Source organism: Bacteroides sp. RCH18 (genome assembly GCF_058231005.1).
Window position 1 is genome coordinate 1,259,194 of sequence record NZ_JBIPTC010000001.1, and the last position, 17,453, is coordinate 1,276,646.

At 42.8% G+C, this 17,453-nt stretch carries 11 protein-coding genes; 2 read left to right on the plus strand and 9 right to left on the minus strand.

All coding sequences use genetic code 11. The features are described 5' to 3' along the window. Positions 1–31: 31 nt before the first annotated feature. The 5 genes from ACHLI0_RS05050 to ACHLI0_RS05070 all read right to left on the minus strand — a co-directional run bounded on the left by ACHLI0_RS05050 (position 32) and on the right by ACHLI0_RS05070 (position 5,185). Positions 32–1,189 carry a MalY/PatB family protein gene (locus tag ACHLI0_RS05050; protein ID WP_490748573.1) on the minus strand — a complete coding sequence of 386 codons (1,158 nt, stop codon included), beginning with the start codon at positions 1,187–1,189 and terminating at the stop codon, positions 32–34. A gap of 5 nt (positions 1,190–1,194) precedes the next feature. Continuing rightward, positions 1,195–2,058 carry a DUF3737 family protein gene (locus ACHLI0_RS05055; protein WP_016267191.1) on the minus strand — a complete coding sequence of 288 codons (864 nt, stop codon included), beginning with the start codon at positions 2,056–2,058 and terminating at the stop codon, positions 1,195–1,197. Between the two features lie 49 nt (positions 2,059–2,107). Continuing rightward, positions 2,108–3,139: an alpha/beta hydrolase gene (locus ACHLI0_RS05060; protein ID WP_490748574.1), complete on the minus strand. Its 1,032-nt coding sequence runs from the start codon at positions 3,137–3,139 to the stop codon at positions 2,108–2,110. 130 nt (positions 3,140–3,269) lie between these two features. Continuing rightward, positions 3,270–4,475 carry an MFS transporter gene (locus ACHLI0_RS05065; RefSeq protein WP_490748575.1) on the minus strand — a complete coding sequence of 402 codons (1,206 nt, stop codon included), beginning with the start codon at positions 4,473–4,475 and terminating at the stop codon, positions 3,270–3,272. A gap of 14 nt (positions 4,476–4,489) precedes the next feature. Next, positions 4,490–5,185 carry a flavodoxin family protein gene (locus ACHLI0_RS05070; protein ID WP_490748576.1) on the minus strand — a complete coding sequence of 232 codons (696 nt, stop codon included), beginning with the start codon at positions 5,183–5,185 and terminating at the stop codon, positions 4,490–4,492. Positions 5,186–5,607: 422 nt separating this feature from the next. Between ACHLI0_RS05070 and ACHLI0_RS05075 the strand changes: the two genes are divergently transcribed. After that, positions 5,608–7,365, plus strand: coding sequence for a 1-deoxy-D-xylulose-5-phosphate synthase (locus tag ACHLI0_RS05075; RefSeq protein ID WP_490748577.1), 1,758 nt, complete (start codon positions 5,608–5,610; stop codon positions 7,363–7,365). An 86-nt stretch (positions 7,366–7,451) separates the two neighbouring features. On the opposite strand, the gene ACHLI0_RS05080 is transcribed toward ACHLI0_RS05075, so the two are convergent. Further along, positions 7,452–8,342: a helix-turn-helix domain-containing protein gene (locus ACHLI0_RS05080; RefSeq protein WP_008764885.1), complete on the minus strand. Its 891-nt coding sequence runs from the start codon at positions 8,340–8,342 to the stop codon at positions 7,452–7,454. 156 nt (positions 8,343–8,498) lie between these two features. Here ACHLI0_RS05080 and ACHLI0_RS05085 point away from each other — a divergent pair, with 156 nt between their 5' ends. Continuing rightward, positions 8,499–9,170, plus strand: coding sequence for a YczE/YyaS/YitT family protein (locus tag ACHLI0_RS05085; protein ID WP_413549793.1), 672 nt, complete (start codon positions 8,499–8,501; stop codon positions 9,168–9,170). A gap of 7 nt (positions 9,171–9,177) precedes the next feature. Here ACHLI0_RS05085 and ACHLI0_RS05090 read toward each other — a convergent pair whose 3' ends face one another. From ACHLI0_RS05090 to ACHLI0_RS05100, 3 genes are all read right to left on the minus strand, one after another. Beyond that, on the minus strand, positions 9,178–9,801 hold the full coding sequence (locus ACHLI0_RS05090; protein WP_054959585.1) for a TetR/AcrR family transcriptional regulator: 624 nt from the start codon (positions 9,799–9,801) through the stop codon (positions 9,178–9,180). After that, positions 9,788–14,011: an acyl-CoA dehydratase activase gene (locus tag ACHLI0_RS05095; RefSeq protein WP_490748578.1), complete on the minus strand. Its 4,224-nt coding sequence runs from the start codon at positions 14,009–14,011 to the stop codon at positions 9,788–9,790. Before ACHLI0_RS05095 ends, ACHLI0_RS05090 begins: the two co-directional genes overlap by 14 nt. 118 nt (positions 14,012–14,129) lie before the next feature. Next, entirely contained in the window at positions 14,130–17,438 is a 3,309-nt protein-coding gene (locus ACHLI0_RS05100) for a S41 family peptidase (RefSeq protein WP_490748579.1), read from the minus strand. Positions 17,439–17,453: the final 15 nt, after the last annotated feature.

Consider the following 17,453-nt stretch of genomic DNA (forward strand, 5'->3'; position numbering starts at 1 on the left):
GGAACCTATTAATAAACTGACAATTATTTTATTATTTCAACGCCCGCCTCAATCTGTTTAATCCTTCTATCAACCGCTGTCGCGGACACGCGATGTTAATACGGATAAACCTTTCACCAGCCTCTCCATACAGGCTGCCTTCGTTCACCCAAAGTTTTTCTTTTTCCAACAAGGTTTTCACTATCTTATCCGATGAGCAATTCAATACCGAACAATCGACCCAAACCAAGTAGGTACCTTCCAATGGCATCACCGGAAACTCGGGAAAATATTCATCAAAGTATGCCCTCAGATAATTGTAGTTTGCAAACAGGTATTGTTTCAATTCTTCCAGCCATTCTTCCCCGTCGTTATAGGCAGCCATTAATGCTTCCACTCTGAATGGATTCACGTCACAGACTTCATTGATATTGATCGCCTTGTCTATTTTCATTCGTAGATCCGCATCGGCAGAAACAATATTGGCAATCTGAAGTCCCGCCAAATTAAAGGCTTTACTAGGCGAGGTGCAAGTAACGGAATGCATCAAAAACTCTTCTGAGACAGATGCAAAAGGGATATAGGTGTGTCCCGGAAAGACAAGTTCGCAATGAATCTCGTCCGCTACTACCCATATATTATTCCGAAGACAGATTTCTCCCAAGCGAGTCAGTTCCTGCTTTGTCCAGACTCTTCCGGCAGGATTGTGCGGATTGCATAATAGCAGGACTTTTACACTCGAGTCAGCCGCCTTCCGTTCCAAATCGATAAAGTCTATCTGATACGTTCCGTTCATGTAAATCGATGGATTTGCAACAACCTCGCATCCGTTATTGCGGATGGAGGAGAAAAAGCAGTTATAGACAGGTGTCTGCACGATTACTTTATCACCGGGAGTTGTCAGCGCCTTGATGACAGCTGACAGGGCCGGTACTACTCCGGTCGTATAAATAATCCATTCTTTTTCAATCTGCCAGCCATGACGTCCGGCGAACCATCCTGTTATCGCCTCATAGTAAGCATCGGGCACACGCACATATCCGAAGATACCATGTTCCACCCGCCTTTTCAGTGCTTCCACCACAGAGGGAGCTGTACGGAAATCCATATCAGCTACCCACATTGGTAATACATCCGCATCTCCGGCAGAATCCCATTTATAGGAATTTGTACCTCTGCGTGGAACAATTTCATCGAAGTTGTACTTCATATATTTCAATCAAAACAAGTCAGTCCGTCCCAAAGTTTCAATTCGCAGTTTCCCGGAGCTTTGAGGTTCTCGTCAAGGATGATTGTCCCGAAACTTTCGGCAACAATGTTTCCCGTACGGGGATTCTTCACGCTGTGAACCGGGCCTTTAATCGTTGCCTTCACACTACTGTGTTCGAAAGCAAGATCGGCATCATCCGCCATTGTGCAGTTTTCCATTATCAGGTCGTGTGCATAACAAAGTGGCTGCGTGCCCGAGATCTTACAATTCACTAAACGTAAGTTTTTGGAATGCCAGCCCAGATATTCACCATTCAGTTCCGAATCATATACAGTCACATTCTCCGTATTCCAAAATGCATCCTTCGAATGGATTTCAGCATGGCGGATTTCTACGTTCTTGCAATATTGGAAGGAGTAATTGCCATTCAATACAAAATTCTTGATGCGGATGTCTTCTCCATGTATAAAGAGATAGTCTCCTTTATCTATCTTCACATTGTTCAGTTCTACATTCCGGCAATACCAGAGTGTTTCCAAAGCATTGGGCAACTGTACATTTTCGAGTTCGACTCCGTCCATTTCGCGAAACATCTTCGGTGCTTCCACTAATGTATCCTTCATCTTCAGATTTTTGGAATACCAGAGTGCGGCACGTGCTCCTTCGGTAAAAAGGCAATTTTTAACTACAAAACCGTCATTATGCCAAAACGGATATTTTCCCTCGAAACGACAGTTTACCGCTTCTATATCACTGCACTCTTTCAGTGCCGATTCACCGGCATGAATGGTTACTTCTTCCAAATAAAGCCCGTGGGATGCGAACAAAGGACGTTCGCCTTCGTAATGTGTATTTTTAATTTGTTTCATGATTCGATTGTCTTTTATTTAAATAGTTATCTGTTTTTCCTGTTCATACTTATTTCTTCAGATATTCCTTAAAAAAGGATTCCAATTTATCAAATGGTATAAGACCCACACGGTCGTAAAGGTCTACATGACCTGCACCGGGTACAATGTACAGTTCTTTGGGCTCGGCAGCCAGTCGGTAGGCATCTTCACTAAATTCGCGTGAGTGGGCATTTTCTCCGGTTATGAAAAGCATAGGACGGGGCGAAATAGTCTCAATATCTTCGAAAGGATAGAAATTCATGAATTTCACGTTGCTTGAAAGTGTAGGGTGTGTGGTAGTTGTCGGGGCTGCTCCTTCGGGAGTAAACTCTCCCCTCTGAGTGCGGTAGAACTCATAAAATTCGCGTTCTATCGGACCGGAGTTTTCTGTCACTTCGTGTACAGTGCCACCGGTATATTTAGTTTCTCCGCCCAAAAACTCTGCATAGCGCTGTTCTGCTGCCTCAGCCATGATTTGTTTCCGTTGTTCTAAAGTCAGCGCATGTTTCAGTCCGTTGCGGCTGGCTGTACCCATATTGTACATGCTGATGGTTGCAATCGCTTTCAGACGAGGGTCTATCTTGGCCGCACTGATAGCGAAACTTCCGCTGCCACAAATTCCGATTACACCTATATTATTCCGGTCGATGAACGGACGTGTACCCAAAAAATCTACTACGGCACTGAAATCCTCCGCATATACCTCCGGCAAAACAGCATTGCGCGGCTCACCTTCACTTCCACCCCAGAAGGATAAATCAATGGACAGCGTAACGAAACCACGTTCCGCCATTTTAGTAGCATACAGATTCGCACTCTGTTCCTTGACCGCTCCCATCGGGTGTCCGACAATGATGGCAGGATATTTCTCTCCCTCTTTCATGGTCTTCGGCAAAAACAGATTACCGGCTACTTTCATTTTATACTGGTTAGAAAAAGAAACCTTTTCTACCTTTACCCAATCACTTTTATAAAAGTTATCCGCATCAGCCTGTGCGAAAGAAAAACTGGTTCCAAGCATCATAATAAATACAGCGGTTAATAATAATATTCGTTTCATATCTCTTACATTTAATTATTAATGAATTGATTGTCTACTTTCTACATGACAAAAATACGGTGAAATAAAGAGAGTGTTTGTAGATGAATTACTGACATTATTACCCCAATTACGGATTATATATTTTTCATCATTCCGTTGCCATATTCATTTTAACTTGTTTCTGTGAATGAGCTACACGAACTCTCAAATAAACAAACACAATACTGGCAATCAGGAAAAACAATGCACCGAATACAGAATAGCGTGTGCCCATTCCCGTGATGAAAGCTCCGCATACGGCTGTACCGATCGTTGTCCCCAAATTGGCAGAAGTCAGAAACATTCCGTTGGCAAAGTCGGGAGCTTCGGGAGCAGCTTCCGCGATCATATATTGCATATTATTACTTGCTATACCTGCCAATACACCTAAAATAAGGATAATGATTACCATAGCTGTAATCCACTCTCCTGTTATAAAGAGACATATATAGGAAACCAGCAATGCAAAAGGCATGATAATAATTGAACGCCGCGCATTTATCGATAATAGTTTTCCGGCAAGTACATTACCTACAATATTAGCCAGACCATAGACCAATAATACAACACTAATCACACTGTATGATACTTCTGTCACTGTTTTCAGATAGTCCGACATATAACTAAAGAAGCCGAACATAGCTCCATTGATCAAGGTGACGGCAATAATAGAGTTCCACATCACCGTTTTCTTCAATACGCTGAGTTGTGCACCATAAGATACTTTCTCCTTTACCGGCATGGAGGGGATAAACAAAATCGTAGCTATAAAAACCAAGGCATTTACAACTGTGAAAAACAGCATTGCCATAGAGAATGAGACCTCACTAGCTATAAAGCTGGTCACCGGAACACCCAGCACCATACCGGCAGACACACCGACAAAAACCCTTGAAACAGCCTTTGGAGCCTTTTCCTTGCTGACTGATGCCGCCGCTACTGTAAAAGCCATCGAAACATATACCGGATGAAGGAAGGCGGGAAGTATCCGCGCAACCAATAGTACTGTAAAATTGGTAGTGAGCATGGATATAATATTACTCAGTGTAAACAATCCCAATGCCAGCAACATGACTTTCTTCCGGTTTACTCCCGAAAACAATAACGGAGTGACAGGAGCCGATGCAGCTACCACCAGTGCAAAGATACTCACCGTCCAACCTGCCTGCGGCACCGAGACATCAAAAGTTTCGGCTATTAGAGGCAGGATACCCACTACCCCCATTTCGGTATTTATAATACCAAACACACCGACCGTGAGGATAAATACGAGCCAACCGCCCGAATGAAGTTTTGATTGATTCTTTTGTTCCATATTAAATCTGCTATTTACAATTCCAATCCCATTTTATAGACATTTTCAAGATGTACCTTATCTATTTGCCGTGCCAGCTTTTCACATCCGGTACAACCGCCGGCACAATATATTCCGACTTCATTCCAACCCAATGCCTGGCTCAGAAGCTGGAAATACTGCTTGGGTTGGTCAAAGGTGTTCTCATTATCATCACCGGCTGTCATCAGTAATACCGTATCTTTCTGCGGATACTTGTCGTCGGCAGAGATGGCGTAAAGCCTGTCTATAAAAGCTTTTAACTGTGACGTGATTGTCCAGAAATACAAAGGTGAAGCCATGACCACTGTGTCACATTCTGCAAACAAAGGATATATATCCTGCATACCATCCCGAACTGCACATTGATGAGCGAGCCGCTGGCATACGCCGCAACCTCTGCAGCCTTCTATCCGCATACTGCCCAGATATACTTTGGTTACCGAATGTCCCCGTTCCACGAGTCCTTTAATATAAGCATCGGTCAACCGGTCTGTATTACCGAGTTTTGTCCCCGCGCTCATTATAACAAGTACCTTTTTCATATTTCCACAATGTATTTTTTCTATTGTCCTGGGAAACGGACCATCTGCGGGATCTTTATCATTCAGAAACCGATAAATCCCCGCCCCGCCTAACAGTAAACTTCCGGTTGCTATCATCGTACTTTTCAAGAAGCCTTTTCTATCCATATTCTTTATATAATTAGTTCCATATACTCAAGGTGATTCGACAGTACAAAGGTCGGAAGAATTAAGTGAAGGGATTGTAGACAGATTACGGGTATAATTACCCCAATTACAGATTATAGGTTTCCATCTTTCTATCACACAAGAACAGATATTATTATAGCATCCTATTTTGCTATTATATAATGATTACGCGTGCGCGATACCTATTACAACAGTATATTCAGGTAAAAAGAATCAAGCTTGCAAAAGAGCATATGGTTGATATAGAGTAAGTCGTATTTTATGTTTTATCAAGCCCATTTTTAGCAGAACTGTAATATAGGTACAAGAATCCGTAATTCATACACAAACAGATTTCAAATCCGTCAGTATCTTTGCAGTGAAATAAAAATATAGATATAAACATAAAAAAACAAATTGATATGTATTTAGAAAATATTTACTCTCCCGCAGACGTAAAGAAGTTATCGTTTCAGGAACTGAATGATTTAAGTCACGAAATCCGTGCATCCCTCTTACAAAAACTGAGTGCACACGGCGGGCACTTCGGCCCTAACTTCGGAATGGTAGAAGCAACCATTGCCCTGCACTATGTTTTCAATTCGCCGAAAGATAAAATTGTATATGATGTATCACATCAGAGTTATGTACATAAGATGCTGACCGGACGTAAAGATGCTTTTCTCCATCCTGCTGAATATGATCATGTATCCGGCTACTCAGAACCACAGGAAAGTGAACATGATTTCTTTGTGATCGGTCATACTTCTACTTCTGTCAGCTTGGCAAGCGGACTGGCGAAAGGACGTGACCTGACAGGCGGCAACGAAAATATCATCGCTGTAATAGGCGACGGTTCACTAAGCGGAGGCGAAGCCTTCGAGGGACTGGACTACGTAGCAGAGCTCGGTACTAACATGATTATTATCGTCAATGACAATCAGATGTCCATCGCCGAAAATCACGGAGGTTTATACAAGAATCTGAAAGATTTGCGCGACAGTAACGGTCAATGTGAATGCAATTTCTTCAAAGCGATGGGGCTGGACTATATGTACGTGAATGACGGCAACTGTGTGGAAGCACTGATCGAGGCTTTCTCCAAAGTTAAAGATATACAGCATCCGATAGTAGTCCACATCAATACATTAAAAGGCAAAGGTTACGAACCTGCAGAACAGGACAAGGAAACCTATCACTGGCGCACTCCGTTTGATCTAGAAACCGGAGAATCAAAAATGAACGACGACGCAGAAGATTATAGTGAAGTAACCGCTCAATATCTGCTGAAAAAGATGAAAGAAGACAAGCGTGTAGTTACCATTACTTCGGGCACCCCCGCTGTTCTGGGCTTCACTCCCGACCGTCGTCAGGAAGCAGGCAAGCAGTTTGTAGATGTCGGTATTGCCGAAGAGCATGCAGTGGCACTTGCTTCCGGTATCGCAGCCAATGGCGGAAAACCGGTTTACGGAGTGTACAGCACCTTTATACAACGCTCTTACGACCAGCTCTCGCAAGACCTCTGCATCAATAATAATCCGGCTGTTCTGTTGGTATTCTGGGGGACGTTATCCGGTATGAATGATGTAACCCACCTCTGTTTCTTCGATATTCCACTTATCAGCAATATCCCCAATATGGTCTATCTGGCACCAACCTGTAAGGAGGAATATCTCGCCATGCTGGAATGGAGCATCCGCCAAAATGAGCATCCGGTAGCTATCCGTGTACCTGCCACAGATGTAATCAGTTGCGGTGAACCGGTGGAATCCGACTATAGCAATCTCAATCGTTATAAAGTCGCCCACCGCGGCTCCAAAGTGGCAATCCTTGCATTAGGCTCCTTCTTCGGATTAGGGCAATCGGTTCTGTCCCTGCTAAAAGAAAAAGCCAACATTGATGCCACCCTTATCAATCCCCGCTACATCACAGGTGTGGACAGCGAACTGATGGACGAACTGAAAGCCGACCACGAATTAGTGATTACACTGGAAGACGGAGTTCTGGATGGTGGTTTCGGTGAAAAGATTGCCCGTTACTATGGCGCTACAGATATGAAAGTGCTCAACTACGGAGCTAAAAAAGAATTTGTAGACCGTTATGATATACAGGAACTGCTTCGTGCCAACCATCTGACGGATGAACAGATCGTAGAAGATATCCTATCACTCATTGGCTGATAAGTCAAAACCAGTTCATTATATATTTCATGTAGGTTGATGTATCCGTTCGTTATGGGATCACATCAACCTACATTCATTTTCACTTAAATCCATAATCCCTTCCGATAATTGAGAGGAGTCTGCCCCATATTCCTCTTGAAAAACTTACAGAAACCGGCAGCATCACTAAAGCCAAGCCGGGAAGCAATATCCCCTACCGTAGATTTTGTGGAACTCAGCAAGGTACGGGCTTCCATGATCAGTAACTCATTAATAATCGTATTCACACTTTTTCCCGTTCCGGCACGAACGATACGTGCAAGGTACTGCTCACTGATGGCCAACTTATCCGCATAGAAACTAACGAAATGCTCTTCTCTGAAATTTCGGGTAACAAGCGCATGAAATTCCTGTAAAACATGGTCTTTACGACTGACCTCCTTTTTTATGATAGTCTTACGGGAAAGAAAATCGGCTATATCCAAAAACAAGGCATTGCAAGCCGCCTGTATTCGCCGGAAAAGAAACTGATGTTTTATATTCAGCAAACGCATCAACACTTCCAGTTCATTACGAATGATTTGAGCTTCGTATGCGGTCAGCTGTATGGTATATTGCTTATTCTGCCTCATCGTTGCCAACAGAATAGCCGTTATCTGGGTAAGATAAGAGTCATCTGTCCGCATGGACTCGGAAATGGAGAGGGTGATAAACTTAATATCCGGACTTGAATAAAGATGATCGGTGAGATAATTCGCTCCATGAACAAGCAACATATCAGGCTCTATCACAATAAATTCCCCATTCAGCAAAATCTCGGAACGACCTTCAAGAACGAGTATCATATAAAGTTCACGATTAAAGTAACGTTCGTTTTCCGGATAGCTCCTGTCCTTATATTCACTCATAAAGCAGACTACTTCCTCTTTATAATGAGGAATTTCCGGATGTTCCTTTAACAACTGCCTATTATCAAAAATACGAGATTTTACCATTTATACCTCCTTCTTTTCGACGTAAAAATACAATTTGTTTCGGATATGACAAAAACTGTGTGGAATCGGATAACTTATATCAGACGAAAAAACGGGACCTTTGCATATTCTTCTTTATAGAATGAAGAAAAATACGATTATATAAGATAGTAAGATATGGGAATGAAAGACGTTTTTAAAAGGTATTTGGTATTTGTTATCGGATTGTATTTTCTGGCTGCCGGAATAGTGTTGATTGTGCGTTCTGCATTAGGAACCACACCTATATCCAGCGTCAATTATGTGCTAAGCCTGAACAGCCCTTTATCATTAGGAACTTGTACGTTTCTGATCAATATGCTGCTTATTCTGGGACAGTTCTGGGTCATCAGAAAAAATAGGACCCGACAGGACACCATTGAAATACTCCTTCAATTGCCGTTCTCTTTTATCTTTTCAGCATTCATTGATTTTAATATGGCACTCACCAGTAATCTGCATCCCGACAATTACGGGATGTCAATAGCCTTATTACTCACAGGATGCATGATACAATCCATAGGAGTCGTACTCGAACTCAAACCCAAAGTAGCAATGATGAGCGCAGAGGCTTTTGTAAAATACGCCTCCCGCCGTTATAACAAAGAGTTCGGAAAGTTCAAAGTCTGTTTTGATGTTACGCTGGTCACTCTGGCAGTCATACTCTCTCTCCTGCTTTCACAATGCATCGAAGGTGTTCGCGAGGGGTCTCTTATCGCCGCCTGCATCACCGGATATATCGTCAGCTTCCTGAATCAGAAAATAATGACAAGGAAGACTCTCTACAAATTATTACCTGTATTGAAATAAGTTTTCTCTAGCTCACTACCAGCAACGTTTCCATCTGCCTGACGATATAAGGTTTCCACTGAACCAGGATATCCTCAAAAGTATTATCCTTCTCCAAAAAGAAAGAAGCACTGAGATTCTTTGTCAGGAAAGGAACTGTCAATGCACTATAAAAAGTATAGAATACGAATGGCAAAGGAACTGTTTTCAGTCTCCCGTCATTCATTTCTTCCTGTAAAACATCCATGATTTTATGGAGATATTGTTCCAGGCGCAACTCCTTGATAGTATCGCTTAAATGATTCATATCACGATGCATCTCCCTCACCATGAACAATGGCAAACATGGATTTTCCGTGAATACCTTATAATAAGCATCTACAATTTCACCGATACTCTCGGAAACAGGTTTGTCCTGCTGAATGATTATATCATGTATTTTGGGAATAAAAGAAAGTATGATGTTACCAAAAACGGCCTGAAACATCTTATCCTTCGTCCGGAAATAATAGTGAAGCGCCGGTCTGTTGATACCTACTTTAGCAGCGATATCACTCATACTGGTTTCTGCGAACCCATTCTCTATAAATAGTTCTTTGGCAGCCTCAATTATCTTTTTCTCCAAATCTTCATTATTATTAGTTGTTGTCATAATTCATTGTCGCATTTTTCAGATTATCAATAAACAAAAGCATACGGTTTGTTATGTTTACGTCGCTCACACCACTATCAAAGTCTAAAGATAGCAAATTTATATCCGGATAGAAACTTTTTATACGTTTTTCGACTCCTCTGGATACGATATGATTCGCTATGCAGCCAAAAGGTTGCAAACTCACTACATTGTTCACCCCTTGCCGGGCGTAAGACACGATTTCAGCCGGCAACAACCAGCCTTCACCGAATTGGGCATTCAGCGAAATAACGCTTTTAGCTCCTTCCGCTTCTTCAAAGATATCATTGAAGGGGGCAAAGTAACGGAACTTACTTGCTGTCTCATTTATTTTATCAATCTGTTTCTTTACAAACTTGTAGATCCAGTCGTAAATAAACTCAGGCAACTGTCTGTTTTTTATGTAAGAATCCGTATTGACTTTCCTGTTCACAAACCCCTGCATGAAAAAGTCAGCCAGAATCGGCGGAACTACTTCTATCTTTCGGCCTATCAGCCAATCAATGATCTCTTTTTGTGCAAAAGGATTGAATTTCAAGAAGATTTCTCCTACAATTCCGACTTTAGGAGTATCTACAGCCCTACATACCTCATTAAATTCAGTGATTGCCGATTGCAACAAAGAGTTCAACCCCTTTATGTCTCTTCTCAGTATCACTTCAGGTGCCAGTTGCAGGTATTTATCACGCAGCTTTGCCGATGCACCTGCTTCTTTCTCACGTACCACAGACGCATAATAAAACTTAGCAATGCAATCACTATACAAAACGGCATGAAAAGTTATCGGTACTACTTTCATCCAGTTGACCTTAAACGCGGGCTGGTCATTATCTATGTCACTGCCCACAGAGATAGAGATTACCGGAATATCCGTATATCCGGCATCCACCAACGCCTTTTTTATCAAGGAAATATAGTTGCTGGCACGGCATTGTCCTCCCGTTTGGGTGATGGCTATGGCTATTTTTGAAACATCATATTTCCCGCTTTTAAGTGCTTTTATGATATCGCCGACTATCAGAGTAGCCGGATAACAGACCTCATTATTCGCATACTTCAGCCCCCATTCATTTGAATCATTATCACTGAGAGGAAGGTTTTCCGCATCATAACCGGCTACTTTCATAATAGCAGGAATCAAAGGTGAAATAAACGGAGTAAAGTAAGGAACCAGTATCTTACGGTCACGGTAAGACTTGTCATAGACAGGAACGGTCGTAAAGTCCTTTACATCGCCTTCCGTTCCATCCGCATTCGCAAGTTTGAGGCTTTCAATCATGGAACGTACTCTCAACTTCATTGAACCGATATTATTGATATCATCCAGTTTCAATAAAGTCAGCGATTTGTTATGACGCATCAGCAAATCCCTTACTTCATCCACCAGAAAAGCATCCGGTCCACATCCGAACGAAGTCATCTCTACAAACTGAATATTCTTTCCTTGTGTCGCACACCATTTCGCAGCCTTCAGGATACGGTTCGTATACGCCCATTGAGCAACAAAATGCGCATCATCCGTCGGTATATCCATCTGACGCACCAAATCATCCGTTATCACATTCACTCCCATATCCGAAAGCATATCCGAGACTTTGTGCTGTATCAGAGAATCGGTATGATAAGGACGTCCGGCAAGCATGACAGTCAGAGTCTCTCCCTTTCCAGTCTGCTGCAATATGTTTTTGTTATAATCGACCAATGTATTAATAAAAGAGTGCTGTTCGCTTTCCGCTTTTTGGAATGCTTGCTGAATCGTCCGATCGTCCACGCTCAAACCGCTCAGATATTCACGGCATTGTTTAAACAACAGATTCCGGTCTTTGAAAGTTATTGCAGGGGAATCAACCGGTATACCTTCGGACTGCACACTTTTGATAACCTCCGAATAACCTGTCACAATCGGACAATTATAACTGTTTTGTTCCATCCCTTTTCTTTCGAAAATAACAAAAGGCATAAAAATCCGGTCAACCTTCTTTTCTATCAAGTCCTGAACATGACTATGTACCAGCTTAGCCGGAAAACAGATATTGTCCGACATCACCATACGCGCATTGTGCTCATACTTTCTGAAATTGGACGGATCAGACAAACAGACTTGTATGCCACAGGAAGTGAAAAGAGTGTGCCAGAATGGATATTCCTCGTACATATTCAGACATCGGGGGATTCCGATAATCTGCTCGGGTGCTGCAATCTCTGCGCTGCGATGAAACAAAAGCTCTTCTTTTTGCCGATAGACATTCAGACCTTTCCGGTTACTGCTCTCTCCATTCGTGAAAACTTTCTCGCACCTGTTTCCCGAATAGTAACTTTTGCCGCTTTCGAACTCGTAACGAATGACCAGACAACGATTATCGCAACCCTTGCAATATAAAGAACGTGCCGAATATTGAGCTTTATTGATAATCTCATCCAATGATACGGACTCCCCCTGATGTTTCATCGCATATAATGCACATCCGAATGCTCCCATCAATTCGGGTGTATCACATCTTGCCACTTCCGCTCTTGAGAGAAGTTCAATGGCACGGACCACCGCATCATTGCGCATGGTGCCTCCCTGCACAACAATATCTTTTCCCAAAACAGATATATCTTTCAGTTTCAACACCTTATACAGGCAATTCTTGACAACGGAATATGCCAGTCCGGCGGCAATATCATTGATCGTTGCACCCTCCCTGAGTACCTGTTTCACTTTTGAGTTCATAAAAACGGTGCACCTTGTTCCCAAATCACACGGTGCTTCCGAATGGCAGGCTGCCAGAGAAAACTCTTGTGCCGAATATCCCAGAGATTTGGCAAACGTTTCAAGAAAAGAACCACATCCGGAAGAGCATGCTTCATTAATCTCCATCCGGTCAATCACACCATTATTCACAAAAATAGCCTTCATATCCTGTCCGCCGATATCGAGGATAAAAGACACATCCTTGTTCAGATAATGCGCTGCCATATAATGGGCGATCGTTTCGATAATCCCCGAATGAAGCTGAAAGGCAGACTTGATAAGGTCTTCCCCATATCCGGTAGAACAGCTTCCTTTTATATTGAGTACGGTATTCTGCTTCAAACATTCATCGTTCAACTGATTCAGCCCCTCTTCCACAGCTTTTATCGGATTGCCGCCATTAATATTATAATAAGAATACAGAAGCCTTGAATCTTCATCCAGTACAACAATCTTTGTCGTAGTAGAACCTGAATCGATGCCGATAAAGACATCCTGTGTTCCGGCTTTCAAGCCGGAAGATATCATCTTATGACGGGATATTCTTTCTTTCCATGCTTCATATTCTTCATTACTTGCAAAAACAGGTTCCAACCCTGTTGAGGCAAGGTTACCGTTACCGTTTAAAGTAGTGCCAATCTTATCGATCAAATGGGACAGTTTACAGTAATCCTCTTTATCAAGATGAAATAGAGCAGCACCTAGTGCAGGGAGCAAAGTGCCGTTGGCCGGCAGTATGATCTCTTTTTCATCGAGGGACAAATAATCAATGAAGGCTTTCCGCAGTGCCGGAATGAAGGTTAACGGACCACCGCAAAACAATACGGGAGTTGTAATATCGCAACCGTGCGCCAGCGTCACTACCGTTTGAACTGCTACCGCACGAAAGATGGAAGCCGCAATATTCTCACGACTTACATTTTTAGCTATCAGATTCTGAATATCCGTTTTACAGAAAACGCCACAACGGGAGGCAATAGGATATACCTGTGTCGCATTCATGGCAAGTTGATTCAATTCATCAATATTCACTCCCAGTATAATCGCCATCTGGTCAATAAAAGCGCCCGTCCCTCCTGCGCAATTGCCGTTCATACGCAAATCGGTCGCTTCGGCATCATTAAAGAAGACGACTTTCGCATCTTCTCCTCCGATGTCTATCATGGAAGTCACATGAGAATAATCCTTTTGTATCGCTTTCGCTGCCGCAACAACCTCCTGTACAAACGGCAACGAACATTTCTCTGAAATTCCCATTCCGATAGAGCCTGTTATCCTCACGGAAATATCTTTATCTCCGATTTCAGATAACAGCTCTTTCAAGAATGATAGAATTGTCTCTTTTGCTTTCGCATTGTGTCTCTCGTACTTTGAAAATAATAGATTATCATTTTCATCGACGGCAACTAACTTCGCCGTCGTTGAACCTACATCAATTCCTATTTTAATCATGTTCTACACTATGTTCCCCTAGTTTGACACTATTGTCAAACACAAAAGTAAGAATAAGTTGGACACATCATTTCAATAAGCTCTTTTTTTCGGTTCTTTTAACACAAACGAACGATGTCTATTTCTTCCGGCTATCTATTTCTTTAAGCAATTCATCTACAGCCATTTTGAGTTGCGTGTCCTCTCCTTTCACTACAGTCTCCGGGCTGTTGGCAACTTTGATATCAGGTTCCAGCTGAGTATTCTCCAGATAACTGCCATCCGGTAGGCGATAGCCGATGATAGGAATCCCAAATACCAATGAAGGGTCCTGCAAAGTTTCCCAAGATACACTTGTCATAGTTCCCGGGACAGGCATACCTACCAGTTTTCCAATATTCTGATGCTTGTACACCCACGGGGTGCCATGCGCATTCGAATAATTGGCTTCACACTGCAACATAATAGAAGGCTTGTTCCAGCGACGGCTTGGCATATCACAGGCTTCACGTCCGCGTACCACCTGAGTGAAATATTTCTGACCGCTGAAAAGTATTTCAATATCTTCATGCAGACGACCGCCTCCGTTAAAACGGGTATCGATCACAATTCCGTCACAGTTATTGTATTTTCCCAGAATATCCGAGTAAACAGTACGGAAACTGCCATCTCCCATAGATTGAATATGAACGTATCCCAAACGACCGCCGGACCATTTCTCCACATCCTCAGCACGTTGTTTCACCCAACGTTTATATAATAAGCCATTAAGCTGTCCGCTTGTGACAGGTTTTACCACTTCTTCCCAACGTTCCTTATTCTGTGGGTTGTACAGCGAAACCAGTGTTTTTTTCCCTGCCTTATTATTCAAAAGATCAGTGATGTCCTTATCCGGAGTTATTTCTTCCCCGTTGATTTTTTCTATAATGCACCCTGCCTTTACTTTGGTACGGGAATGATCGAACGGCCCTTTCTCTACAATTTCAGCAATCTGCATACCCTTTCCCTGATAATTCCAGTCAAACAATAAGCCCAGATTAGAGGTTACATCCCCATTGCCCCTCGGAGAATAGCGCCCTCCGGTATGCGAAACATTCAGTTCACCTAACCATTCGCTCAGTAATTCTGCAAAATCATAGTTATTATCAATATGCGGCAGAAATTTACGATAGGCAGCTGTCATGGCATCCCAGTCCACTCCGTGCATATTAAGATTGTAGAAACGTTTTTGATGTTGTTTATAAACATGATCGAACATCGCCTCACGTTCGGCTGCCAAATCCATTTTCATTTCAGCCTGATAACTGATAGATTTCAGAGCATCCGACTTCGCATCCATTTTCTGCATATTTCTGCTTCCCAGCAAGAAGATATCTCCTTTTTTATCCAGCATCAGTGATGACCAGCCGGAATTAAGTTTATGGAGACGCTTCGTATCTTTTTCACGAAGATTCATTTTCCAAAGGTCATATCCCTCTTCGAAAGCAGAGAAATAATACAGATTTTCTCCATCTTTGGAAAGAATAGCACTACCTAAATCAGAAGAGTTAGGAGTCAGGCGTACAATACGGTCCTCAATACCGCTGAGTTCCACAACAATATCTTTCTTGTCTGCCTTGTCCTTTTCGGTATCCTCCTTATCTCCTTCTTTGTCTGCCTTATCTTTTTCTTTGTCTGCCTTGTCCTTTTTAGACTGACTTCCGTCCTTTTTCTTATCACCGTCTTTCTCCTTTGCTTTCTTCTGCTCCTTTTCAAATTCTTTGAGCAGTTCGAAGTCCTCTTTACTCAAACGGTAACGGTCGTAAGCATCCTGATTCAAGAATACCAGCATCACATCCTGTTGTGATCCCCAGGAAGCATGGGCACGCATACCATAACGTTCGGTCTGGAACAGAATGGCATTTCCATCCAGTACCCAACGTGGAGAGCCGCTAATATAACCGCTGTTAGTCAGATTAGTGATAGTACCTCCCTGTGCACTGACAATACCGATATCCGAATAGGGATCATGACGATTGCCGATAAACTCAAGCGTAAACCACTTGCCATCGGGCGACCATTCGTAATCGAATCCGCCTCCTGTATTGTACCATGTAGAACCGTCTGTCACCTGACGTACTTTTTTGGTTTTCAGGTCGAGTACCATCAACCGGTTACGGTCTTCGATAAAAGCCAGTTCCTTACCATCCGGAGAGTATTGCGGGTAAGCACGTTCTACGGTTTTGGAGGGGAGCAATACTTCCTCTTCAATAAGAGTGGCGTTAGGGAAATTCGCCTCTTCTTTACGAGCTATCTTAGCAGTATAAAGTTGCCAGTTGCCGGTCCGCTCGCTGGCGTAAACCAGCGTACGGTTGTCGGGAGCAAAAGATACACCGGATTCCTTTGCCGGAGTATTTGTTATTTGCTTGGTCGTAGCATAATCGGTTGAAGTCACAAAAACATCACCTCGCACAATAAAAGCCACCTGCTTACCATCCGGAGACACAGAAGCGGAAGTCGCACCCTGAGAAAATCTGAGAGTAGCAATCTCTTTTTCATCATCACGCACAAGATCAACATTTACTTTCTTCGGGCGGGCATTGGGCTCTTGTGTATAAAGTTCTCCGTCATACGTATAGCATAAAGTTCCTTTATCGCTGATTGACAAGAAACGTACCGGATGTGTGCGGAAAGTGGTGATGGCTTTCACTTCCTGCGGAGTGTTCAGGGCAAAATTATATACATTAAATGAACCGCCATTGCGCTCACTTAGAAAATAGACCGAATTACCATCCGGTGCATATACCGGATTACGGTCTTCTCCTTCACGATTGGTCAGATTGGTATGTTTTCCGGTCGAAGCATCGTACAGCCAAACGTCTCTTGTTATAGATGAGGTATGGTGTTTTCTCCATTCATCTTCAAAACCTTTGCGGTCCTGATAAAGGAAGTTTTTTCCCGATTTATCAAAGCATACCCATTCGGCAGGAGTAGCCAACACTTGTTCGGTACGTCCTCCGGTAACCGGAACTTTATATAATTCCGTCATGGCTCCGGTAGGAAAAAGGGCACTTTGCGCAGGGTCCTGAATGGAGGCGGAGAAAAGTACAAATTTACCATCTGGAGTGAAAGCCGAAGGAATCTCCGAGGCAGAATGATAGGTCAATCTACGTGCAGTTCCTCCATCAGCAGGCATGATGAAGAGATCAAAGTTTCCATTCCGGTCACTGGCAAATGCGATTTGTTTACCATCGGGCGACCAGACAGGATTAGCCTCATAAGAAGCTTGTGTTGTTAATTGGGTAGCAGTTCCCCCTTGAACGGGGACTTTGTAAATGTCGCCTTTATAACAAAAGACGATTTCCTTTCCATCCGGTGAGATGCGTGCATCACGCATCCACAAAGGGGTAATAGCATAGCTGGATAATGCAGTCAGTACCAGCGCTAAAGAGATGATTATTTTCTTCATATTATTGTATGTTTA